The sequence below is a fragment of the Niabella agricola genome (assembly GCF_021538615.1).
GTDB lineage: Bacteria > Bacteroidota > Bacteroidia > Chitinophagales > Chitinophagaceae > Niabella > Niabella agricola.
Map to the genome: position 1 here is coordinate 168751 of NZ_JAJHIZ010000002.1, position 23828 is coordinate 192578.

General features: G+C 46.8%; 18 protein-coding genes. 13 read left to right on the forward strand and 5 right to left on the reverse strand.

Annotation, left to right across the window (positions count from 1 at the left end):
- Positions 1-198 precede the first annotated feature (198 nt).
- The 4 genes from LL912_RS01130 to LL912_RS01145 all read left to right on the forward strand — a co-directional run bounded on the left by LL912_RS01130 (position 199) and on the right by LL912_RS01145 (position 4169).
- A complete protein-coding gene (locus tag LL912_RS01130) occupies positions 199-1521 on the forward strand; it encodes an IS110 family RNA-guided transposase (protein ID WP_235551714.1) in 1323 nt (440 codons plus the stop codon).
- Between the two features lie 470 nt (positions 1522-1991).
- Positions 1992-2351, forward strand: a complete 360-nt coding sequence (locus LL912_RS01135; RefSeq protein ID WP_235551715.1) for a hypothetical protein — start codon at positions 1992-1994, stop codon at positions 2349-2351.
- A 407-nt stretch (positions 2352-2758) separates the two neighbouring features.
- Entirely contained in the window at positions 2759-3826 is a 1068-nt protein-coding gene (locus tag LL912_RS01140; protein WP_235551716.1) for a hypothetical protein, read from the forward strand.
- Positions 3827-4028: 202 nt separating this feature from the next.
- On the forward strand, positions 4029-4169 hold the full coding sequence (locus tag LL912_RS01145; RefSeq protein WP_235551717.1) for a hypothetical protein: 141 nt from the start codon (positions 4029-4031) through the stop codon (positions 4167-4169).
- Between the two features lie 248 nt (positions 4170-4417).
- Here LL912_RS01145 and LL912_RS01150 read toward each other — a convergent pair whose 3' ends face one another.
- From LL912_RS01150 to LL912_RS01165, 4 genes are all read right to left on the reverse strand, one after another.
- Positions 4418-4966 carry a hypothetical protein gene (locus LL912_RS01150; protein WP_235551718.1) on the reverse strand — a complete coding sequence of 183 codons (549 nt, stop codon included), beginning with the start codon at positions 4964-4966 and terminating at the stop codon, positions 4418-4420.
- An 11-nt stretch (positions 4967-4977) separates the two neighbouring features.
- The gene (locus LL912_RS01155) at positions 4978-6171 is read right to left on the reverse strand and encodes an ImmA/IrrE family metallo-endopeptidase (protein ID WP_235551719.1); all 1194 of its coding nucleotides are present in this window, start codon (positions 6169-6171) and stop codon (positions 4978-4980) included.
- A gap of 134 nt (positions 6172-6305) precedes the next feature.
- Complete coding sequence (locus LL912_RS01160) at positions 6306-7445, reverse strand: HNH endonuclease signature motif containing protein (RefSeq protein ID WP_235551720.1); 1140 nt, start codon at positions 7443-7445, stop codon at positions 6306-6308.
- 11 nt (positions 7446-7456) lie between these two features.
- Positions 7457-7852, reverse strand: a complete 396-nt coding sequence (locus tag LL912_RS01165; protein WP_235551721.1) for a helix-turn-helix domain-containing protein — start codon at positions 7850-7852, stop codon at positions 7457-7459.
- 180 nt (positions 7853-8032) lie between these two features.
- Here LL912_RS01165 and LL912_RS01170 point away from each other — a divergent pair, with 180 nt between their 5' ends.
- Together LL912_RS01170 and LL912_RS01175 are read left to right on the forward strand one after the other, a co-directional pair.
- The gene (locus tag LL912_RS01170; RefSeq protein WP_235551722.1) at positions 8033-8650 is read left to right on the forward strand and encodes a hypothetical protein; all 618 of its coding nucleotides are present in this window, start codon (positions 8033-8035) and stop codon (positions 8648-8650) included.
- 19 nt (positions 8651-8669) lie between these two features.
- Positions 8670-8936: a SymE family type I addiction module toxin gene (locus LL912_RS01175; protein ID WP_235551723.1), complete on the forward strand. Its 267-nt coding sequence runs from the start codon at positions 8670-8672 to the stop codon at positions 8934-8936.
- Between the two features lie 103 nt (positions 8937-9039).
- Here LL912_RS01175 and LL912_RS01180 read toward each other — a convergent pair whose 3' ends face one another.
- A complete protein-coding gene (locus LL912_RS01180; protein WP_235551724.1) occupies positions 9040-9273 on the reverse strand; it encodes a hypothetical protein in 234 nt (77 codons plus the stop codon).
- Positions 9274-11151: 1878 nt separating this feature from the next.
- Here LL912_RS01180 and LL912_RS01185 point away from each other — a divergent pair.
- The 7 genes from LL912_RS01185 to LL912_RS01215 all read left to right on the forward strand — a co-directional run bounded on the left by LL912_RS01185 (position 11152) and on the right by LL912_RS01215 (position 23651).
- Positions 11152-14295, forward strand: a complete 3144-nt coding sequence (locus LL912_RS01185) for a SusC/RagA family TonB-linked outer membrane protein (protein ID WP_235551725.1) — start codon at positions 11152-11154, stop codon at positions 14293-14295.
- 19 nt (positions 14296-14314) lie between these two features.
- Positions 14315-16255, forward strand: coding sequence for a RagB/SusD family nutrient uptake outer membrane protein (locus LL912_RS01190; protein WP_235551726.1), 1941 nt, complete (start codon positions 14315-14317; stop codon positions 16253-16255).
- A gap of 43 nt (positions 16256-16298) precedes the next feature.
- The gene (locus tag LL912_RS01195) at positions 16299-17468 is read left to right on the forward strand and encodes a DUF5000 domain-containing lipoprotein (protein ID WP_235551727.1); all 1170 of its coding nucleotides are present in this window, start codon (positions 16299-16301) and stop codon (positions 17466-17468) included.
- 28 nt (positions 17469-17496) lie between these two features.
- On the forward strand, positions 17497-18702 hold the full coding sequence (locus LL912_RS01200; protein WP_235551728.1) for a DUF4998 domain-containing protein: 1206 nt from the start codon (positions 17497-17499) through the stop codon (positions 18700-18702).
- A gap of 490 nt (positions 18703-19192) precedes the next feature.
- Entirely contained in the window at positions 19193-19903 is a 711-nt protein-coding gene (locus LL912_RS01205) for a basic secretory family protein (RefSeq protein WP_235551729.1), read from the forward strand.
- A gap of 33 nt (positions 19904-19936) precedes the next feature.
- On the forward strand, positions 19937-22267 hold the full coding sequence (locus LL912_RS01210; RefSeq protein ID WP_235551730.1) for a GH92 family glycosyl hydrolase: 2331 nt from the start codon (positions 19937-19939) through the stop codon (positions 22265-22267).
- Positions 22268-22313: 46 nt separating this feature from the next.
- Positions 22314-23651 carry a GH36-type glycosyl hydrolase domain-containing protein gene (locus LL912_RS01215; protein WP_235551731.1) on the forward strand — a complete coding sequence of 446 codons (1338 nt, stop codon included), beginning with the start codon at positions 22314-22316 and terminating at the stop codon, positions 23649-23651.
- Positions 23652-23828: the final 177 nt, after the last annotated feature.

The window sequence follows — 23828 nt, forward strand, 5'->3', positions numbered from 1 at the left end:
TTGATTAAAGCAGGCTACAGCAGTGTAGCAGTAACATCGGTTAGTGTCTAAGTACCTGTCCCTGAGTTTTGCTTCAAAGAACGGTCCATTATTGTTTGGTGATACTGTTGAGGCAGTATTCCCGTTTGGCAGCTTGCCTTTTTTCAGAACCTCTTTGAGCTGTAGCCTGCTATTTTCTAACTTTTAAAGATAATAGTTATGTCAAAGGTAATTGAGTTTGAGCAACAAAATGCAAATGCAGCCGCCATAGATATTGGCTCAAAAAAGATCTTTGTTTGCTGGGATGGGATTACCGTAAAAAGTTATGAGACTTTTACGGGCAGCTATAAGCAATGTATCGATGAGCTTAGGGCTAACGGTGTACAGCGGGTGTGTATGGAGGCCACAGGCATCTACTGGATAGCCCTGCACCAGATGCTGGAAGAAGCGGGCATGGAAGTATGCCTGGTTAATCCCAAAGAAGTAAAGCAGGTAAAGGGTAGAAAGACAGATGTAAAAGATGCCTGTTGGATACAAAAAATGTTTAGTGCCGGTCTGGTGCGCCAGAGTTATATTCCTGCCGGCAAGTTAAAAGAGTTACGAATGATGATTCGGGAGCGGGAAGATATTATTGGTATGGGAAGTACCTATGTGAATAAGATGCAAAAGGCATTGGAGTTAATGAATATTAAACTCACAGAAGTAATCTGTCAAATTAATGGTGCCAGCGGTATACGGATGATAGAGGCGATCATCAATGGAGAGCGTAATAAAGAAAAATTACTGGCACTTTGCCATGTAAGCATCCGGGAAAAGAAGGCAGATGCGGTTTTAAACGCACTTGAAGGGCATTACAATGAAAGTTGGTTATTCCTGCTGGAACAAAATTTAATTCTTTGGAAGGTGCACCAAAAACAACTCCTGCGTATTGATAAGCGTATTGAAGCATTGCTAGGTGATTTGGAGCAGGGTAGACAGTTTGTAGCAAGTGAGTATAAAGCCAAACCGGTACGGCATCATAAACCCATGATAACCGATTTGCACCAGAAATTACTAAATATTTATGGCGTAGATGCCAATTGCATTCCTGGCATCACTGATTATACACTACTAAAGCTACTGGGAGAAGTGGGGGCAGATATGAGCCGGTTTCCAACGGTAAAGCATTTTGTGAGCTGGTGCGGTCTTTGTCCCGGTCATAACCAGAGCGGTTCTAAAAGCAGGAAGTCGAAAATGAAGAATCACTCCAATGCAGGCCAAACCTTCCGCGAAGTAGCTCAGGCCTTGCTTAATAGTAAGTATATAGCTATTGGAGCCTTTATCAGGAAACTAAAGAGTAGAAAAGAGGCGCGCATAGCAATAAAAGCCGGGGCAAGAAAAATAGCTACTGCATTCTATAATTTATTAACAAAAGGAGCTCAATATATAGAGCAAGGCATTCATAAGTATGAACAACAACTCAAAGAAAGAGAACAGAAATATTTACAAAAAATGGCTTTAAAATATGGAATGAAGTTCGTTGAAATACAATCGCTTAAATAATACGTCATTGGCAGCGAAACAAAGTGGAGCCGAAGGGTCTTCGGACGGTCCGGTATCATAGGGATGCTTCGGCTGCGCTGCACTCCGCTCAGCATGACGGTAGTATGATTGATCTTCTCTACCTGGTGTAATCGATGATCAGCAAGCCAATGATATGATACGCTTTCGTCACCTTGAGCGCAACAAAGTGGAGCCGAAGGGTCTCACGGTCTTCGGGCGGTCCGGTATCGCAGGGATGCTTCGGCTGCGCTCAGCATGACGGAAGTATAATTGATGGGTTTCTTTTTCGCTATGCGCTCCATTACTCGCACAGGCATAAAAAAAGAAAGATCATTTTTGCATAAAATACCCGGCAACCGCAGTTCCTGTTATTTCCGGATCAGGTAAAAGTGATCAAAGGCGCAGCGCGCCGGTGCTCCCTGTAGCTGAAAGCAACAAACGACATTCCCAGCCGCAGCGCGGCGGTAATCATGAGTATTCGATTTAGGTTGCCTGCCCTCCGGGAACCGGGTAAAATCAATGTGCGTATAGCATTATATGCTTTCGTCACCCTGAGCGAAACAACGTGGAGCCGAAGAGCGGTCTTCGGGCAGTTCGTTAATTTCCTCTTCCACTTTTTCTTGGCAAAAAGTGGAGCAAAAGCCAAGGTCATCCGCCGCGGCGGACCGCCGTTTGACCGGCCACGCACTGCAGACCCGGATCGAAAAGCAACCGCCTCTTTTCCCCGGAGGAATCAGTTGAAGCGCTTGCTGCCTGCTTGTTGTACAACCCTTACTGCGCTGCTTTTTTACGGGCTGGATTTTTCTTTGGAACGTACATCCGCCACGTAAAAAAGAGGCGCTGTATCACTTGCTGATGGCCGTAGTTGCTATTCCGTTCCAGGGCAATCATAGAAAGAACATATCTTGTGCAGGCCTCCCGGAGTTGTTTATATATACCGGCCGATGTGTCTTTTATAAGTAATCATAAGAATTCTTCTAAAAAAAGCGAGCAGAGGGGGAGACGCATCGCGTCGCGCTCATGTACCAACAACGAACCCGGTTCGTTGTAAAAACCTGTAATGGAGACAGAAGAACCATAGGTTCGGGTCATATGAAGGCTATGGCGGGGAAGGGAGTCAGGGTGTCTGCTATCCATACGACTACAGTGTATTACGGTTTTCCATAAAAATGGTCTTTGGCAACGCAATACATTTGGAGGGAAGAATAAAAGAATATAAACTACCAACGTTTTAGTTATGAATTGGAAATACCGACCAGACTTTCAGGCCTTCCCCGGTGTAAAGCTTTCCTACGGAAAACAAGGCATTAAAACGGACATTATTCCGGCTGTAAGTACCACTGATGAGGATGCCGCCATAAGTAAGGAAAAACTGATGAACCGGCTTTATAAGCCCTACGATCCGCAACATGAAATAAAAAGTGGCGCTACCCATTCGCTCACCTCCGGTAATTTAAAGGAATTTAAAAACTTACTGATAAACGCTTCGGGTGTACGGGAGGAAACGGCTGCTTTATTGAAAGAAAAAGAGCGTGCTTACAGTACTGTATCTGGCAAGCTGAGTAAACTCCAAAAAAGCCTTTTTAAATCTTTTTATAAAAAACGGATTGCCCGTTTTGAAGAAGAGTCGGGTATATTGAATGAACAAAAAGAGGAGTTAGCCGAGCAGCTCCGTTTGTCCGCTATTAACCTGGAGATTGATTCGGAAGATATTTATTTTGACTTGTATCAGAATATAAAGGATGCGTTTCAGCTCCTGAAGCGGTCTAAAAAGAAATGGGATTTTACCAGCTCACGTGCTACTAACAGGGTTGCGGAGCGCACTTCTGCTGCCAATACCATTACAAGATCAGCAATAGAATTAACAGAACGGACATTACCTATATTGAATGCGGATGAGGCGGCTTTTTGTATTCATAACGTAAATGGCGGGGATATTTATTTTTTCCCGGCATTTATGATTGTGTATGAATCCAAAGAAAATTTTGCACTCATTGATTACACGGATATGGCGATTGAATTTTTGATTACCCGGTTTATTGAGGACGAACAGGTGCCGGATGATTCTGAAATTGTGGGTCGCACCTGGTTTAAGGTAAATAAGGATGGCTCTCCTGACAGGCGGTTTGCCAATAACTACCAGATACCGATCGTGGAATATGGCCAGTTGCGTATTCAGTCAACCACGGGCGTTAATGAGCTGTATTGCTTTAGCAACAAGGAATATACTTCCTTGTTTTATAAAGCGGTCTTTGATTATATAGATAGTTTAAAGACGGCAAAGAAGTTATTAGAGAACTTTTAGATAAAGTTTTCTGATAAAGGGATATCTTGATTTATATTTTTGTGTATCGGGTGCATGCCAATACCTTATAGAAGTCTATGTTGACATAAACCTTGGTGCCGATTTTTAGAAATATTTATCTGAGGCATTTGCAAACTATTTGCGGAAATAGTATACTGATCCGTAGGTTATTATTAATACAAATTTTAAAAAACAATCAATTATGAGCAAAGTTGAGGCTATTAAACCAGGGCCAAAACCTAAAAAGGACAACGGTGAATTAGATAAAAGAAGAAGGGTGACGCCTGAAAAAAAACCGAGTTATCCACCGTTGAAACCTCACAAGCATAAGCCTAAGGACTAACACGTGGTTGGGCCTAACAGATAAATTGTAAATACCCCAATAAGGCCGATTAATTTTAATAGAGGCTTTGTTGTTAATATGCAAGAGTGCTGGGTGTACTCCTACTTGCATTAATTAATACAAGGCTACGTATTTTTCTTTCGATTTGAGGTTGCAATTTGTGATCTCAAATCGTTTTCTCTGTGATGCGTTGGGAAATAAAAGGGACATAACATTAGCTGCGATCTAATAGACCTATAGATTTGGTATTATTCCTTTTTGCCTAATTTCTTCATGGCTTTGGCAACGCTCAGTGTAGTCTTATCATATTCTTCGTGCCCGTAACCATGTCGCTCATTCAACTCATAAAATTCCCGATAAATATCAAAGGGATTTTGCGACTCTGCTACCCATTTTATTATAATATCCAGGATCTCATTCATAACAGGCTGATAGGTCATCCTGCCATCTGACTTCCTGATGCCGTTGTTGTCAGACTTTCGCTTACCCAGGTTTAAAAAGATGTTCTTCTCATCATAAATGATGTCGCGTACCTCTTTAAACTCTGCACCTTTGGGTAGATAGTCCATCAACAACTTTCTTATGCCACGATAGTAGATGTTGTATTTTTCTTCTGGGTTTTCGAACTCTTTACCAATAACCTGTTTCAGCTCGTCGATTTCATGAAGTGTTCCCTCTTCAGTATTAATACTCAGTTGTCGGCCTACTTTTTCATTGGCCTTCTGCAGCAGTTCTAATCGTTCAATATCTGCTTCCGAAAGCTCTTCCTGCTTTTTGGTGTTTTTGTTGCTTGCCATAATAATAGGGGTTATTTAATTTCTAAAATTTCTTTAATTCTTTCGCTGGTTACTTTTATGCTTTCCTCGTCCCACGATACAGGGTTTAGCTTTTTCAAAGAATTGCTATAAGCCGGTAAAAATTCTTTAAACGCAGCATGATATTTTTTGCCATATAGCTCATCCTGGTACCAGATGTAAAAGGAATACACGATGGATTCGTGCACTTCATTTTCCCTTGCAAATTTTGAGACCAGGTAAGGGTTGTGAATATACTTTTTGATATACTGAAACTTCTCTTCCGGAAGGAAAAAATCTCTTGCAAATGAGTTGGCTTTCTCTTCAATCAGGAATAAATCATCATCTCCAGTTAAATGAAAACGATTTGTTTCTATAAACTCAAAATCAAACAATACATGGTGCAGTTCATGCAGCAGGGTAAACCAGATTGTGGGATATTTTTTGTTGAAATCTGTTAATACAATACACGGTTTGCCATTAATAATAAATGTACCCCCCCTTACTTGTGTAGTTGACAAATAATCCTGGAAAATCACCGTTACACCCACATTGTATAAGGCCCTGCATACGATAAAGAGCCCATTATCTACGTCCTGCGAATAAGGCTTGATTTTTACGATCAAATCTTTTAGCCGATTTCTATCGTAATCATTAGGATTATTGATCACTTTAAAAGTTTGGTAAGCCGACTTGATCCAAAAGTCTTTCATCTTATCCGAAAAATTTCTTTTGGTACGGCTATACAAAGGCTCTTCCAGTTGCTCTTCAAAATCCTGTATTGAGGAGAAGCCAAAAAAGGTAAGTACTTTTTTAACTAAAGCATCTAAATTATCATTACTTTGAAAAAAGCCAAGCTTGGTCAGTGTTTTTACATCAAAGTTTTTTAGTAAAAAGGTGGTTTTTCGTGCACTATCAATCGATGCTATATTATCTACACTTTGATTGTTGAGTACAACCTTAATAAAACTATTAATATCAATCTCAAGAAATTCGGCCAACTTAACTACATGAATTAAATTCGGCTGTTTTGCGGTGCCGGTAACAATCTCCTCAAAAACATCCTTGTCTATGCTTAATAGCTTTAGCGCCTTAGTTTTGGCAATGCCATATTCCTCCAGCTTGCTATCAAACAACGCCTTTATATTGGGTACAGGTCGGTCTTCAAAAACCGATTTAAGTAAAGAATTTATATTTAGGCTATCCACAAAAAGGGTATTTACCCTCAAAAATATGTATAAATATATTATAAAACAAAAAAAAGAGGGAGATTGCCCTCTTTTTGTATTCTATTTGACTGTCCCTGCTTATTTCCAATAGTGAGCTATTTCATCTATGTAAATTACTCATCTTCTTCATCAAAAAAATCGTCAAACTGATCTCTATGCGCAATCGAAGGAGTTCTATCCTTTCGTTCTTTAGGAAGCCCAAAACAATATGGTCGTATATCAACTACAATTTGATCTTTCCCTTCAATAGATTCAATATTTACATTTCGAATCTTTCCAAAAATGATATAAACTCCTCTATGTAACGTCCGCCACTTTGCAGAGCTTGAACAAAAATACTTTGGATCAACTAGCCATTCGACTACAAATGGTTTTCGTTTGAAATAGAATTTCATAAATTCTGAAGAATCGGTAATTGGATCAGGTAATTTTTTACTATACAACCCTCCAATGTAAAAACAATATTCCCCTACAATACCAGTTTTCAAAGATTTTTTGTTTAGCAAGTGGTCTAAATCAATAAAGTTTAAGTGGTTTAATACGGCCTTAAATATTTCATAGTAGTGATGCTTTAACATTGAAGAACCATAAGATGCGAAAAATATTAATGGAGTTTCGGGGTTTTTATTCACCTCTCTAATTTTATGATCATTTAAAGCTCCACTTTTCAGAATTAGATCATTAGAGTACAATTCATCGCTATATTGTGTGTGGGGGATATTTCCGAATAGTCCTGTACAAAGTTCAAGTATCCGGGGTATGTTCAAAAAGTCGACCTCCGTAATATTACCATTTCTGCAAGCCTTCTCTAAATTTCGCTCATTTACTAGCTTCTCCCATTTCTGTTTAGCTTTGTGAATATTCGATTCTGTAAGCTGTAGGCTTAGCGTTTTGCCTTTTTGGTGAGCCAGATCATGGTCATTAGGGCAAAGAACCGCCAAATTAAAATAACTATTATCTTGACTTATTGAATACTCCTTTATATGGTGGATGATGTAAGAACTACCCTTTGTTCCTTTACAAATACAGCAAGTATAATTTGAATTATATAACAACACTTCAACAGTATCCTTGTTTATAGGTTTCCTTTGGATTAGCTCATTTACTGTGTTGACTTCATTCTCGGATAAGCCATACCTTTCCTTAAGATTCTTTTTAGATGTTTTTTCAAAGGTTGTTTTTGGTAGACCAAGCCTAGCTAATTTTTGCGCCAAATCGCTTGAAATACCATATTGGAGATATGTATCAATCATAGGGTTGAGGATTATTTCATCTTCTCCAAAATCTCCTTCATCAGTTCCACCTTTTCACGCTCGCTGGCAAGCAGGCGTTCAAATAATTCCATCACTTTATCAAGAGGATTGAAGGTACATTGAATATTTTCAGCAGTAGCGTTTGCTATTGATCCTTCATTAAAAGTATTCGCAATAATATTCACCGCCTGTTCCTCATCAAAATTCTGTATCGCCTCCACCGGTATTTTCAGTGCCGCAGAAATCTGTTGGAGCAAGGGCGCATCAATCGTCTCCTTGGCCTCTAACAGGGATATTTTCTTTTGGTTCCAGTCATCGCCCAGTTCATAAGCCAGGGTTTCCTGTTTCATGCCCAGCATTTCGCGGAAACGCTTTACATTCCGGCCTTCGTGTATCTTTTTCTCCATAATTGCTGTATTTATCAATGGTTCAAATTTAGGGCTTTATAAGCAGTCAGCCGCTGGTATAAAGATAGCTAAAATATCCCGCAAAAAAGTATAAAATATCCGGCGGATAACTTTCATATGCCTGCCCGGCGCCGGTACTTTGTGGTGTTCTTATGATTCCAAAACACTAAAACCAGAACCATGAAAAACAACGATCCTTTTTGCATAACGGGCTGGGGCAGGGAAGGCATTACAGACCCCATGGAAGCAGTTGCCGAAATTTTTTCTTATATGGATATGGGCGGCTGGCGAAGGCTCATTACAAAAATGGCAGCGCATGCATTGTCCGGTAAAATATACCACCGGCGGGCACCCGGCGATGTATTGGTGGCTATGAAAGTGGTACGGTCTGCACTGATGGCGGCCTATGCACTGCAGGACGCTGCCGGCAAAGATATCGCCGTTACCAGGCAGGAGCCCTGGCAGTATGGTATGGGCCTGGGCACATGCAACCACTGGGACGATTTCCCGCGTGTGGTATCGTTTAAAGAATACTGCCGGCCCTGCAGTGTATTTAAAAAGCGGTTCAAAAAACGCCCACTAAGCCAGTGGATCAACGATTGGGAGCAACTGGTAGAAGCCGCCCTGAGCCCCTGCAACCTGGACGGGGAACGATGGGTACTGCGCACCCGCACCGGTTTATTAAAACTGCTGGAAGCCGCGCATCTGGTGTGGATGCGGGATGGCGGTGGCGGATCTGCAAAACAAGGTACCACCCATGAACCCGGCGGACAACATAAAACAGCACCCACTTCTTAAGCCTTCTAAAACGACGATTATGGCCATTATTGCAACCATGAAGGGCAGTCCGGCCCTGCCTAAACTGCGCCGGTTAAAAGTGTATGAAAAGATCATCATCTACAATGCCGGGTACATGCGCAACACCATATCCCGCCACCCGGAAATACGATTGATGGGCAAATGGCTGGCGGATAGCGGCTTTACGCCGGGCGATGCAATACGGGTTTCCGTAGCAGCCGGAAAGCTGGTGATTACGCGGGATGCGGGCGGGGAGGAGGGGATAACGGAAGCGCCTGCGGGCTGATCAAAGGTCTCCTGTATTATGCAAGGGGCATTTGCGTAGTAAACAATGATGCGTTGGCATGATATGCTTTCGTCATTCTGGCCATCAGCAAGCGAATGATAGATTATTCTTTCGTCACCCTGAGCGCAACAAAGTGGAGCCGAAGGATCTCCTGATCTTCGGGCGGTCCGTTAATTTCTTTTTCCACTTTTGCTTGACCAAAAGTGGAGCAAAAGTCAAGGTCAAACGAATGCTCCGCCGTTTGACCGGCCACGCACTGCACACCCGGATCGAAAAGCAATAGCCTCTTTTCCCCGAAGAAATCAGTTGAAGCGCTTGCTGCCTGCTTGTTGTACAACCCTTACTGCGCTGCTTTTTTACGGGCTGGATTTTTCTTTTGAACGTACATCCGCCACGTAAAAAAGAGGCGCTGCGTCACTTGCTGATGGCCGTAGTTACGATTCCGTTCCGGAGTAATTATCGAAAGAACCGGCCCGATGAAAGTGAAACAAAAAAGGTGGACGTGTTCTTTCTTAGAAGGCAGTCCGCCGGGCAGTGAAAAGGGAAAACAAGCGGAACGGCGGCGATGGATGGCCCAGGCAGGTGCATAGCCCATCGCCAAAGCCTGCAGCGCCGGTTTCTCTGGTCCCGCCCCCTGGCGAAGAACAGACAGGCGGGATTCACCTCCTGGCGGACGAGATTTTTATTCGCCTGTTCATTATTTTTTTTATGGATCTCATGAGCTCCCTTCGGTCGGTTGCTCCACTTTTCATTCCCGATTTATCGGGAGAAAAGTGGAAAGAAAAGAAACACGACCTTGAAATGTTCTGATTTTTCGAGGGCGCATCTCCGCATTAAGCCTGCTATCAAAAACTCAGCATTACGGCAGCATGATTGATCTCCTATACCTGATGTAATCTGTAAATTTCCTCATCCACTTTTGGTCAAGCAAAAGTGGAAGAGAAAAGAATACAATTGATCAATCACGTTTTTTTGTTTTCCAGTTTTTATCCCGTAAGGATAATCTTCACCTGTTGGAAAGCTGCAGCGCACCGGTAATAGCGTAACGTTTACGCCGCCCAGGCATATCGATTACCGCCGCGCTGCGGCTGGAAATGCCGTTTGTTGCTTCAAGCTATAAGGAGCACCGGCGCGCTGCGCCTTTAGCCATTTTTTAATTGGAGCCGATACCGGGGTGTTTTATGCGGGAATCGTCTTTCTTTTCTTTATGCCTGTGCGATTGGCGGGGAGAAAAAAGCAAAGGAAGAAACCACACTTTAAAATATTCCGTACTTGGCATACCCTCATTGATTTTGTGTTTACAAATGGAAACCTCAGCCGATTATTCTTCGCTACCTGACGTGATCCGTCACGGGCAATTTCGGCATCCGACAAAAAGCTTGTCGGTCAATAGCTGCTGATCCGCCCCGGCGGACCGATCACCCGTTTTAACAAGGCTGATCCCGGTCCGGCAGCATACCCTAACCGATACAGAAAGGATATACGAGCGATACAGCCAGGATACAGCCAGGATATAGAAAGGATACAGAAACGATATACAAAGAGGTCAGAAGGGATCAGAAGGGATCAGAAGCGGTCACAAGTGATCAGAAGGGATCACAAGAGATCAAAAAGATAAACCGGCGCATAAAATGGCCAACTTTATGGCTGCAATATTAGAGGCTGACTTCCCGCTGACCGGGCAGATCCGGTACACCGCAGCTTGATGGTCGGCGAACATCCGAGCAAAAGATCAGCGGAAACCTGGTGGCAGGCAGGTCTGCAGGAAATAGGGATCCTGTTTAAAAATAAGATGATCAGCAGACTGCGTATTTGCCGGTTATCCCAGGCCATCTGCGGCCGGCAAGGATGCGCGTATATGTAGGAACATATAATAATGGCCCGGTTTGAACCAGCCCAGTGCCGGCAGGACGGGCCTTTTTATTCGGTTTTTTATAATTGTCTGTTTTATAACTATTTATAGGTTTTCATCAATGATGTGTCTTCCGTATGCGGCAACAACTGCTGCCGGCTTAGCGGCATGAGCATATATAAAGCATACATATGGCATACATATATCGAACCGGGTATAGTTGTCGTTCTAGTGTTTATATGTTTGTAAATTATTGATAATCAAATATGAAAATTTATTTATAAAAAAAATTTTGTTCCAGAATAAAATAATATGTATCTATGTATGTACAATTGATTTTTTATTTAACCTTGCCGGTCATTTATGAACAAAAACTTACTGAGCTTGCTGAAGAAAAAGTATGTGTATGCCTGTATGCTCCTGCTGCTGGGAAACGCATCCGCGGGGCAGGAGGCCCTCAAAGTCACGGGAAAAGTATCCGATACAAAAGGTCAGGTCATTCCCGGGGCCAACATTACCATTAAGCACACGCAAACGGGAACCGTTACCGCTGCCAATGGTACCTATGCCATTGATATCCGGAACGGGATGGATACCCTGGTGTTTTCCTACGTGGGCTACCTGCCCAGGGAGGAACCCGTAAACGGGCGACCGGTGCTGGACGTGGTATTAACGGAAGATAAGGGCGACCTGGATGATGTGGTGGTGGTGGCCTATGGGCAGCAAAAAAAAGAGAGTATGGTGAGCTCCATTACCGCCATCAATCCGAAAGAACTGAAGGGGCCTACCAGTAACCTTACCACCATGCTGGCCGGCCGCATTTCCGGGCTGATCTCTTACCAGCGCAGCGGTGAACCGGGTGCGGATAACGCCGCCTTTTTTATCCGGGGTATTTCTTCGTTCGGCTCCGGTAAACTGGATCCGCTGATCCTGATCGATGGTATGGAATCCAGCGGCACGGAACTGGCCCGCGTGCAGCCGGATGATATTGCGGGTTTCTCCGTTTTAAAAGATGCGGCCGCGGCATCCCTTTATGGTGCACGGGGGGCCAACGGGGTGATACTGGTTACCACCAAATCGGGTAAAACCGGCGCCACCCGGATGAACATCCGGTTTGAAAACTCCACTTCCTCCAATACCCGCAACTTCCGGATGGCAGATAATATCACCTATATGCAGCTGGCCAATGAAGCGGCGTTGACGCGTAACCCCCTCAACCCCTTGCCGTATGATCAGAACAAGATCGACCATACCATTGCGGGCGATAATCCGTATCTCTACCCCAGCAATAACTGGATCGACGCACTGATAAAAAAATATACCAACAATCAGCGCCTGAACCTGAACCTGACCGGCGGCAGCCAGCGGGCACAGTATTATGTGGGCGCTACCGCCAACCAGGACAACGGTGTATTGAAACGGCAGGCGGGCACAAACGTAAACAATAACATCCAGCTGCGCAGTTACGAGGTACGGTCCAACATCAACCTGAAGTTAACGTCTACTACAGAAGCCATTATCCGTACCTCCGGTAATTTTGATGACTACAACGGTCCCATCGGCGGCGGTGCGGCTATTTTTTCAAGTGCTTTAAATGCCAACCCCGTTCTTTTCCCGGCCATCTTCCCGGCTTCGGACCTGCCCCTGGTAAAGCATCCGCTGTTTGGTAATGCCGCAAGGGGATTAAATGGTGAGGTATATGCCAACCCCTACGCATCCATGGTTTCGGGCTTTCAGCAATACAATACCTCTACCCTGAACGTTCAGGCAGAGGTAAAGCAGGACCTGAAGTTTGTAACACCGGGTTTATCCGCACGGGTAATGATCTATACCAAACGGTATTCTTATTTTAGCCTGAGCCGCCAATACAATCCCTTCTTTTATGCGGCCAGTCCTACGGTGATCGATCCCAATGCTTACCGGCTGACCTTGCTGAATGAAAATACGGCCACCGAATACCTGAACTACAATGCAGGGCCGAAGATCGTAAATACCACAACCTATGCGGAAGCGGCCGTTAACTATAACCGCACGTTTAATAACGTACACAATATTGGCGGATTGCTGATCGGCATCCGCCGCAATTACCTCAATGGCAACGCCGGCGATCTGCAAGCTTCCCTTCCGTTCCGCAACCAGGGTGTATCCGGAAGGTTTACCTACGGGTATGATAACCGCTACCTGTTTGAGGCCAACTTCGGGTATAACGGTTCGGAACGTTTTGCAAAGAACAACCGCTATGGCTTCTTTCCCTCGGTAGGGGTGGCCTGGAATATCAGCAATGAAAAATTCTTTGAAGACCTGGTGTCCGTGGTTTCCAAACTGAAATTACGCGCCACCTACGGGTTGGTGGGGAATGACCAGATCGGCAATGCCAACGACCGCTTCTTTTACCTGTCTAACGTAAACCTGAATGATAACAACCTGCGGTATTATTTTGGTGAAAACTATGCGCAGTCGCGCCCGGGTGTATCCATTTCCCGGTATCCCAATGAAGGCATCACCTGGGAAAAATCAAAGAAAGTAAATATCGGTATGGACCTGGGGTTATGGAATGCGCTCAATGTAACGGTAGATGCCTATAAGGAGCGCCGGAGCAATATCCTGATGGTGCGGTCCTATATTCCCACCACCATGGGCCTGGGGCCGAATGTAAGTGCAAACGTAGGTGTGGCGGAAGGCCTGGGTGTGGATGTGGCCATGGATTATAACAAAACATTCGGCAGATCCTGGTTACAGGCACGGGGTACGTTTACCTATGCGGCCAGCAAGCTGCTGGTAAATGAAGAACCGGAGTACCCGGCAAACATGCAGTACCTATCCCGTGTGGGCCAGTCGCTGGGCCAGGTATACGGGCTGGTTGCCGAGCGGCTGTTTGTAGACGACGAAGATGTAAAAAATTCACCCAAACAGAACTTTGGAGAGGTAAGAGGGGGCGATATCAAATACCGCGATCTGAACGGTGACGGCCAGATCACGAACCTGGACATGATCAACGGCCTGGGATACCCGGTTACGCCTGAAATCATTTATGGGTTTGGTTTCTCCTTTGGCTTCCACAATTTTGATATCAGCACCTTCTTCCAGGGCTCGGCGCGCTCTTCGCTTTTTATTGATCCCGAAGCCATTTCTCCCTTTGTAGCTGATGGCGCTAACCAGCACGGCTTGCTGAAAGTGATCGCCGATGACCATTGGTCTGAGGACAACCGCAACCTGTATGCCTTTTGGCCAAGGCTGGGGCTTACACAAAACAGCAACAACAACCAACCCTCCAACTGGTGGATGCGCAACGGTGCCTTCCTGAGAATGAAAAGCGCGGAGATCGGCTACAACATCGGCAACAAAGGGCTGAAGAAATACCGGATAGCCGGACTGCGGCTCTACGCCAATGGCAGCAACCTGTTCCTGATCAGTGCCTTTAAGCTCTGGGATCCCGAGCAGGGTGGCAACGGATTGGGCTACCCCATTCAGCGCGTATTCAATTTCGGTATCAACGTTCAGCTATAACAGAAAAAACTAAAAATATATGTACGCAATCGATCGTCATTTATCATTTATAAAAAATACCCGCCGGGGGCTATGCCTCCTTAGCCTGTGCGGGGTACTGGCCGTACTGGCCTCCTGCAAAAAAGGCTTCCTGGATCTTGTTCCGGATAATGTGCCCACGCTGGATCACGCATTTTCCAATCGCCTGGAGGCTGAAAAATATTTATATACCTGCTATGCCTATCTGCCGCAGGAAGGGCATCCGGATAAAAACCCGGCCTTCAGTGGCGGAGATGAGGCCTGGACCTATTGGCCCATGATCGAAGATTTTTTTTACCGCGATCCCTATCAGATTGCCCGCGGCGAGCAACGGCAAACCGACCCCTTTATGAATTACTGGGATGGGTATGACGGTAAGTCGCTCTGGCAGGGAATCCGCAACTGCAATATCTTTCTTGAAAGCATCGACCGGGTAGCGGATCTGCAGCCCTATGAAAAAGTACGGTGGATTGCCGAGGCAAAATTCCTGAAGGCCTATTTTCACTGGTACCTGTTCCGCATGTATGGTCCCATTCCGCTGATGGATAAAAACCTGCCCATCACCGCATCGCCCGCCGAAGTAAAAGTGTACCGGCAGCCGGTAGACTCCGTGGTAAATTATATTGCCGCACTAATCGATGATGCTGCCGCGGGGGATAATAATACCGGGTTGCCGTTAACGATTACCAGTACCGCAACCGAACTCGGACGCATTACCAAGGTAGCGGCGCTGGCCATAAAAGCACGGCTGCTGGTAACGGCAGCAAGTCCGCTGTTTAACGGCAATAATGATTTTACTGGCTTTAAAAATAACAACGGCCAGGTGTTGTTCAATCCGCAATATGATGCCGGTAAGTGGACGCGCGCCCGGGAAGCCTGTAAGGCGGCGATTGACGCGGCACAGACCGCCGGCTTAAAACTATACTATTTTAATCCATCCATTATTAATGTTGATCATGCCACCCGTGTTGAAATGAATATCCGCAATGCCGTGTGTGAAAAATGGAACAGTGAGCTGATCTGGGGACTCACCACGGGCGGTGATCCTACCTTTTGGCTGCAAACCTATGCCTGCCCGCAGCTGGACCCCAACCAGTTTAACATTAACCTGAAAGGCAAACTGGCGCCTCCCATGAAAATGGCAGAGCTGTTCTATACCAAAAACGGTGTACCCATAGAAGAAGATAAAACCTGGGACTATGCCAACCGGTTTCATTTGCGGACGGCTACCGGGAAGGATACCGGTATCCAGGAAGGCTATAAGACCGTTGGACTGCATTTTGACCGCGAGCCCCGGTTTTATGCGGATATGGGCTTTGACGGTTCAAAATGGTTTATGCGGAACGGCAACTACAATATACAAAGTAAACTGGGCGAGTACTCCGGTAAAAAACAAAGCCGGATCTATTCGGTAACGGGGTATTTTACCAAGAAGATCGTAAACTGGAACCTGGTTTACAACAACACCTCCTTACAGGTAGAATCCTATCCCTGGCCGGTCATGCGGCTGAGTGATCTGTACCTGCTGTATGCCGAGGCGCTGAATGAATCGGGCAGCCCCGCAGAAGCCTTGTCGTATCTCAACCAGATCCGTGCAAGAGCCGGGTTGCAGTCGGTAGAGCAATCCTGGTCTATGTACTCCAACCGCGCATCCAAATACCAGTCGGCAGAAGGCCTGCGGGACATCATCCGGCAGGAGCGGGGTATCGAGATGGCCTTTGAAGGCAGCCGCTTCTGGGACCTGCGCCGTTGGAAAACCGCTCCGCAAACCTTAAGCAGCGCCATTTATGGATGGGATATCCTGCAAACAACGTATGAAGATTACAATCGCCGGGTGCTGCTGTACAGCCCGCAGTTTATTGCGCCCCGCGATTATTTCTGGCCGGTACGGGAATACAACCTGCAGATCAATCCCAACCTGGTACAAAACCCCGGCTGGTAGCCACAGGAGTATTTAATTACCAACGATGCTTAAATGTATTGAAATGAAAAAATGTATTTGTTATTATAGTCTTTTTTGTTTTTTGCTGGTAACGATGGCCTGCAAACGGGAAGTGGCCGGTCCGGCGGTAAAGGATGATCGCGTACCGGAGCCCCTGCGTGATGTAACAATCGAGAACCTGAACGGTGCTGCCCGCATCAGTTACGAGCTGCCGGAGGATCCGGACCTGCTGTATGTAAAGGCACGGTACACCACCCGGCGGGGTACAGTGCGGGAAACAAAAGTGAGCCGTTATAACCGCAGTATCCTGGTAGACGGGTTTGGAGATACCAGCGACTACAAGGTATCACTCTATGCCGTAGATAAAAGTGAGAACAGCTCCGCGGCTGTGGATGTAACCGTGCGCCCGCTGGAGCCGCCGATCTGGATCGTGCGCCGGCAACTGAAGCTGGCTCCTGATTTCGGAGGCGTGAATGTAAAGTACACCAATCCCGGGGAACAGGACCTGGCCATTGTAGTACTGGCCGATGATTCGCTGGGACGGTTTGCACCGCAGACCACGAAATACACGAACCTGAAAACCGGCGATTTCTCTACCCGCAATATGCCCGATGTGCCTACAAAGTTTGGGGTGTATATAAGGGATCGCTGGGGCAATATTTCAGACACGCTCATTACACAACTGACGCCGCTGTTTGAAGCATTGCTGGATCGTACAAAGATGAAGGGACTTGCGCTGCCCACGGATGCACCGCTGGGGCATGGTGGCAATATTGCCGGGCTTTTTGACGGAAGCACCACCGCCGGGTTTTACCATTCTTCGGATGCTGCACGGATGCCGCAATGGTTTACCTACGACATGGGCGTAACAGCCAAATTAAGCCGCCTGGTATGGTTTATGCGCCCGGGCTTTTACTACACGCTGCACAATCCTAAAGAAGTAGAAATATGGGGATCGAACAACCCCAATCCCGATGGAAGTTTTGATGATAGCTGGACCCTGCTGACCACCGCTACACAAACAAAGCCCTCCGGGCTTCCCGAGGGGCAGCTTTCGCAGGCGGATATTGATGCGGCACTGGCCGGGTATACCGTAGTGTTTCCGCTGAATACGCCCAAGGTGCGGTACATCCGTTTTAAAACCCTGAAGAACTGGTCGAACGGAACCTATGTGAATTTTTATGAGATCATGATGTGGGGCGATACTAAATAATTCATCTGTTAACAAGAAATACGAATACATGAAACGGATCAATAGTGTAATAGTTTTAGGGATGCTGCTGGTGGCCGCTATGCAGTCCTGTACCAAAACCAGCGGCGATGCCTATCGCCGGTACCTGGAAAGCGGCGAGATCACCTACCCGGGACGGCTGGATACGGTGATTGTGCGGCCCGGGCATAACCGCATACAGCTTGCTGTCGTGCTGGGCAATGATCCGCTGGTAACCCGGTTGAGCATCCACTGGAACAACGGCCGCGATTCGATGGAGGTGCCCGTAAAACGCACAAAGGGAAGAGACACCCTTAACATATTGGTACCCGACCTCAGGGAAGGGAACTATAATTTCACCCTTTATACCTACGACAAAGAAAATCATCAATCGGTAGTGGTCAATGCCTTTGGTGTGGCCTACGGTCAGAATTATACGGGGTCACTGGTGAACCGTACCCTGAGATCGGTGGAGCAATCGGAAGACGGAAATAACCTGGTGCTGAACTGGGGCGAACCGGCCGGCGGTGAGCTGGGTGTTGATGTGGATTATACCGGGGCAAACGGAAGCGCCCAAAAGGTGGTGGTAGCGCCAACGGAAACGCGTACTGTACTGCCGGACTACCAGGGCAAATCGGTGCTCAGCTACCGGTCTAAATACAAACCGGATTCCACTGCTTTTGAATTTTTTTACCCCGAAGCTTCCACCGTTACACTGCCGGCATTTGAGCGCCGTTTGCCTAAGTCGGGTTTTAAGGTGCTGGAGCTGCCAACCGATGTAAAAGACGGCGGGTACGGCTGGCTGTTGCCTTATTTATGGGATGAAAAATATGATCCGCCGGGCTTTGCTACACAATCCATCATTCCCTGTTGGTTTACGATCGACTGCGGATCTGCAGCAGCGCTCAGCCGCTTTAAAGTATGGCAGGCCAACGACCGGTTATACCAGCTGGAGAGCGTAAAAACATTCGAATTGTATGGAAGCAATAACCCGGCAGCGGATGGCAGCTGGGCCAGCTGGACGAAGATCGGTTCCTATCAATCCATTAAACCTTCCGGACTCCCGGTAGGGAATAATACGCAGGCGGATATCGATTATGCAAAAGCCGGTGAGGAGTTTTCCGTACCGGAGGGAACCGGGAAGTTCCGGTACTACCGGCTTAAATTGCTGTCGAACTGGGGCGGCAGCCATTTTATGACCCTGGAAGAAATAACCTTTTATACGCATGACCGGTAATCGTTTTTCCCGCAGACTTACGCCGATTTTTTGCGCTGATCTTCGCAGAAAATCAATCCGCGGAAATCAGCGGTGTATGCAATCTGCGCCCATTAGCGGGAAAGCCGAAGGCCTCAATTTTTTTGGAAAAGCTTGAACGACTTAAAATGAAGCGATTTGAATGTTTGGATGTGGTGGTATTTCCCGCAGATCTTCGCAGATTTTTTGCGCTAATCTTCGCAGAAAACCAATCAGCGGAAATCAGCGGTGTATTCAATCTGGCCCATCAGCGGGAAAGCCGAATGCCTCAATTTTTTTGGAAAAGCTTGAACGACTTAAAATGAAGCGATTTGAATGTTTGGATGTGGTGGTATTTCCCGCAAATCTTCGCCGATTTTTTGCGCAAATCTTCGCAGAAAATCAATCCGCAGAAATCAGCGGTGTATGCAATCTGCGCCCATCAGCGGGAAAGCCGAATGCCTCAAAGAATACTTCAATCTTAAAATAAAAAATGCAATTGAAATTTTATAAGAAAACCCCGTTGCTCCTGGTCCCGGTTTTGCTTTGTATGGGATTTCGCAGCAACAGTATAGGTAAGAAAGCTGGTGCAGATCCATTGGCCGATACCATCCGGCAAAAGGGCATTACATTGATTGTCGAGGACCGGTCGGAAGGTATGGACAACCTGCAGAAGCAGGGCCTCATCCGCACTTTTTTTACCAATTATCCCCGCTTCATAAAAACCTTTAACCCAAAGGCTACCCGCACCATCCTTTTTAGAATAGACTCCGGTTATACAGGTGTGGCCTATGCCGATGCAAAACTGGGGATGGTGTGCTATGGCGCCGATTATATGAAAAAACATCCGAAGGATATGGATGTGGTTACGCACGAGGTGATGCATGTGATACAGAACTATCCGTCTGGTCCGGGATGGGTAACCGAAGGTATTGCAGATTATGTACGGCATGTATATGGGGTAAATAATGCGGCTACCGGCTGGGCCCTGCGCAGTCCGCGGCCAGGCGAATCGTATACCAACGGCTATGGTACCGCCGCAAGGCTTTTTGCCTGGATAGAGCGGCGCGTGCAGAAAGGGACCGTTAAGAAACTGAATGCCGCTATGCGCTCCGGAACGTATACCGATAACTTCTGGATAAAAGAAACCGGTAAAAGCATTGAGCAGTTGTGGCAGGATTACATCAATAAGCCGGAACTTTAGCAAACAAAGAACCGGCACATCAAAAATACGTTCATGGTACAAACCGTTACCAGTCCGGATTTTTTGAAACGAAGTAGAATCATGAAGGAAATGAAAGCGTATCTGAGGACCTGCTGCATCAGTTGCATGGCTGCACTGGCAGGCATGGCAGCCGGTGCGCAGCAGCGGCAACCCATCGATTATGTGGATCCGATGATCGGAACCTCCAATTCCCGGTGGATGTTGTTTCCCGGTGCCACCATGCCCAACGGGATGGTAAAGCTGAGCCCCGACAATCAGCGCAATGTATGGCAGGGTGGATATGAATACAGCATCGGAAGCATTCATGGCTTTAGTCATATACATGGATGGACCATGGCCGGCTTGCTTACGATGCCCACCAACGGGGATCTGGCACTGACGCCCGGGCTTCCGGATGATCCCTTCAAGGGTGCGGGTGCCGGTTATCATTCGCGGTTCCGGCATGAGGATGAAAAAGCCACCCCGGGTTATTACGCCGTATACCTGATGGATTCACGTATAAAAGCAGAGCTTACGGCCACGGAGCGTACCGGCGTGCAGCGGTACTCATTTCCCGCCGATCCTTCCAACCGCGTGATGATCCAGCTGAACCTGCCATCGGAATATGGGATGGAATTAAAAGACGCCGTCATTACCCGGGTAAATAACCAGGAAGTGGAGGGCTTTGCACATACGGTTACCGCCGGTTTTAACGACTACCACCTGTATTTTGTCATGCAGTTCAGTAAACCCTTTGCGGCCTTTCACGGATTTACGGGACAAGGCACAACAGACGGCGATACGGCACGGCTGAAGGATGGCATCGGTGCTTATGTAAGCTTTCCGACAACCATGCCGCAGCAGGTAGTCGTTCGCACGGGCATCTCCTTTGTATCGGCTACGCAGGCGAGGCTGAATTTACAGACGGAATTAAAAGATTTCGGGTGGAACTTTGATGCGGTGGTAGCGCACAGTCGTAACACCTGGAGCGCTTTGCTGAATACCATTTCCGTAAATGGCGGATCAGAAGAAAATAAAACAAAATTCTATACCAACCTGTACCGTTGTTTTACAGCTAAAATGATCATGAGCGATGTAAACGGTAAATACCGGGATGCCTGCGAAAAGGAGCAACAGCTGCCCGCAGGGCGGAAAGTGATGATTGGCGGAGATGCCTACTGGAACAGTTTCTGGAACCTGAACCTGTTGTGGACCCTGGCTACACCGGAGCTGGTGGAGCAACTGGTAGATACACAGCTGGAGTTGTTTGAAAAGATGGGCTGGCTTTCTAAAGGACCCGCCGGCATCGAATACTCCGGCATCATGGAAGGATCGCACCAGATGGCATTAATGGCCAGTGCTTACCGGAAAGGCATCGTAAAGAAAGATGTGGAAACGGCCTATGCTGCTATGAAGAAGCATGTTACGGTGGAGCCGCAGCCGCTTTGCGGCGGAAACCCGGGAAACCCGCAAATAAGCGTGTATGCAGAAAAGGGTTTTGTTCCGGTTGAAAAAGGCGTTACTTCCAAAACGCTGGATTATGCCTATGACGACTGGTGCGTGGCGCAGATGGCACAGCTTTTAAATAAAAAAGAAGACTACCGTTTTTTTCTGAAGCGGTCGGCCAGCTGGAAAAATGTATTTGATACGGCCCGGGGCTATGTGGTGCCACGGAAGGCAGACGGTGCCTTTATGGATGGGTTCGACCGGTTCTCGGTCAACCATTTTATTGAAGGCAACTCCTGGCAGTATTCCTTTTATGTGCCGCATGACGTGGAAGGGCTGGTGCGCCTGATGAAGCCGGAGCGCTTTTTGAGCCGGCTTAAGGAGGGGTTTGAAAAGTCGGAATTTTACCGGTTTGCGGCACATGCCCTGGACCGCACCATGGGACAATCGGCGGAGTACTACATCAATCATGGCAATGAAGTGAACATGCAGGCGGCCTATCTTTTCAACTATGCCGGCCGGCCAGATCTTACACAATACTATACCCGCCGGATCCTTGATGTGTTTTATGATGCTTCGCCCTATGTAGGCTGGAACGGAGATGAGGATGAAGGGCAGATGGGCGCCTGGTTTGTGATGAGCGCGCTGGGATTGTTTGAAATGAATGGCGGTACCGATGAAAACCAGCGGGTAGATATCACCAGTCCCTTGTTCAGTGAAGCACGCATCCGGCTGAACAATGCCTATTATAAAGGAAAGGAATTTGTGATTAGGGCATATGACCATACCCCGGGCAATATTTACATCCGGTCTATGAAATTGAATGGCAAAACACTGAAAGAACACTACATTCGTTTTAATGATATTGTAAACGGGGGCTTGCTGGAACTGTATATGACGGCAACACCTCCCCGATAACGCTGACGCATTTTTAAAGATTTAAACAGAAGAATAAATAACATTTATGAAGCGACTATTTTTATTGAACCTTGTTTTTTTACTGGCCGGGGCGCAGGCGCAAACCGGAAAACTGAACCTGTCGTCCTATGCGGGCCGGGTAGCTGCGGGTGGCATCAGCAAAAAGGAGCTGGCCGCTCAAATATTGGCCGATGAGCGGCTGGATACCGTACGGGCCCGTGCCTTGCGCATCCTTACCGGCTTTAATGCCGGCACCGGTTATGGGGAGATCTGGATCCGGGATTTTAATACCTTTATTAAGGGCTCGCTTAAGGCGCGGGATCAAAAAGATGTAAAGGATGCCCTGTTGTTGTTCTTTAAAATACAGGGTGCAGATGGCAATATTCCCGACGGGGCCATTAATAAAAAACAGGCGAATATCGGTTATAAATACAGTTACTCCAACCTGGCGCCGGACTGGGCCGCTCATAAAAATACGGTGGAAACGGACCAGGAATCCTCCCTGGTGCAGGCGGTGAAAAAATACATTGATGTTACCGGGGATAAAAGCATCCTGCAGGAAACCATTGGCGGGCAAACAGTATTGCAGCGGCTGGAAGCGGCATTGAACTATGTAATGACCGAACGCTGGTCAAAAGAATACGGACTGGTAAAAGGGGCTACCACCATCGACTGGGGTGATGTACAACCCGAAAAAGGCTGGGGTGTGGCGCTGAACGAAAAAACAAAATGGGCCATTGATATTTATGACAATGCCATGTTTGTAATGGCCCTTAATGATTTTATCGGGATGACGCCGGAGTCCGGAGCCTTGCATAAAAAATGGCAGATAACGGCCAATACCATCAAGAAGAATATCCGCAAACATCTTTGGGATGCTGCACGAGCAAAATACATCCCGCATATTTATTTAAACGGAAGCCCGTTCTCAAAAAGCTTTGATGAACGCAGTATCCTGTATACCGGGGGTACCACTTGTGCCATCCTGGCCGGCATGCATAGCAGTAAGGAGATCAAAAAGATCAACGATCAGTTTTTGCAGGCGGCAGAGAAAGAAAAATTCGCCACCATCGGTATGACGGTTTACCCGCCCTACCCGGTGGAAGAATTCCCCAATATGGCCGCTTATCATTATCAGAATGCCGGCGACTGGACCTGGTTTGGCGGACGGATGATCCATGCCCTGGCGGCTAACGGAATGGCACAGGAAGCATACGCGGAAATGAGCCCGATGATCGACCGGGTATTAAAGAATAAAGGATTTTACGAATGGTACGATGTGCGCAATAGCAAGGCCTCCGGGTCGGGCGATTTCAGGGGAGAAGCCGGGGTGTTGTATGATGCGATTGAACTATTGAGAGACTGGGCGAGGGGAGTGAAGTAGGGAATGGTGAATGGTTAATAGTGATTGGGGAATAGGCAATGATGAATTAACGTCGTTATGGAAGCTATCGTTGCGCACCTTGCGTGGCCCTGGCGCTCTTTGCGGTAAAATTGAACCGCTATGGACGCAAAGTATTCGCGAAGGTCGCGATGAAAGTTGTGATGGTCCCTGTCCTTG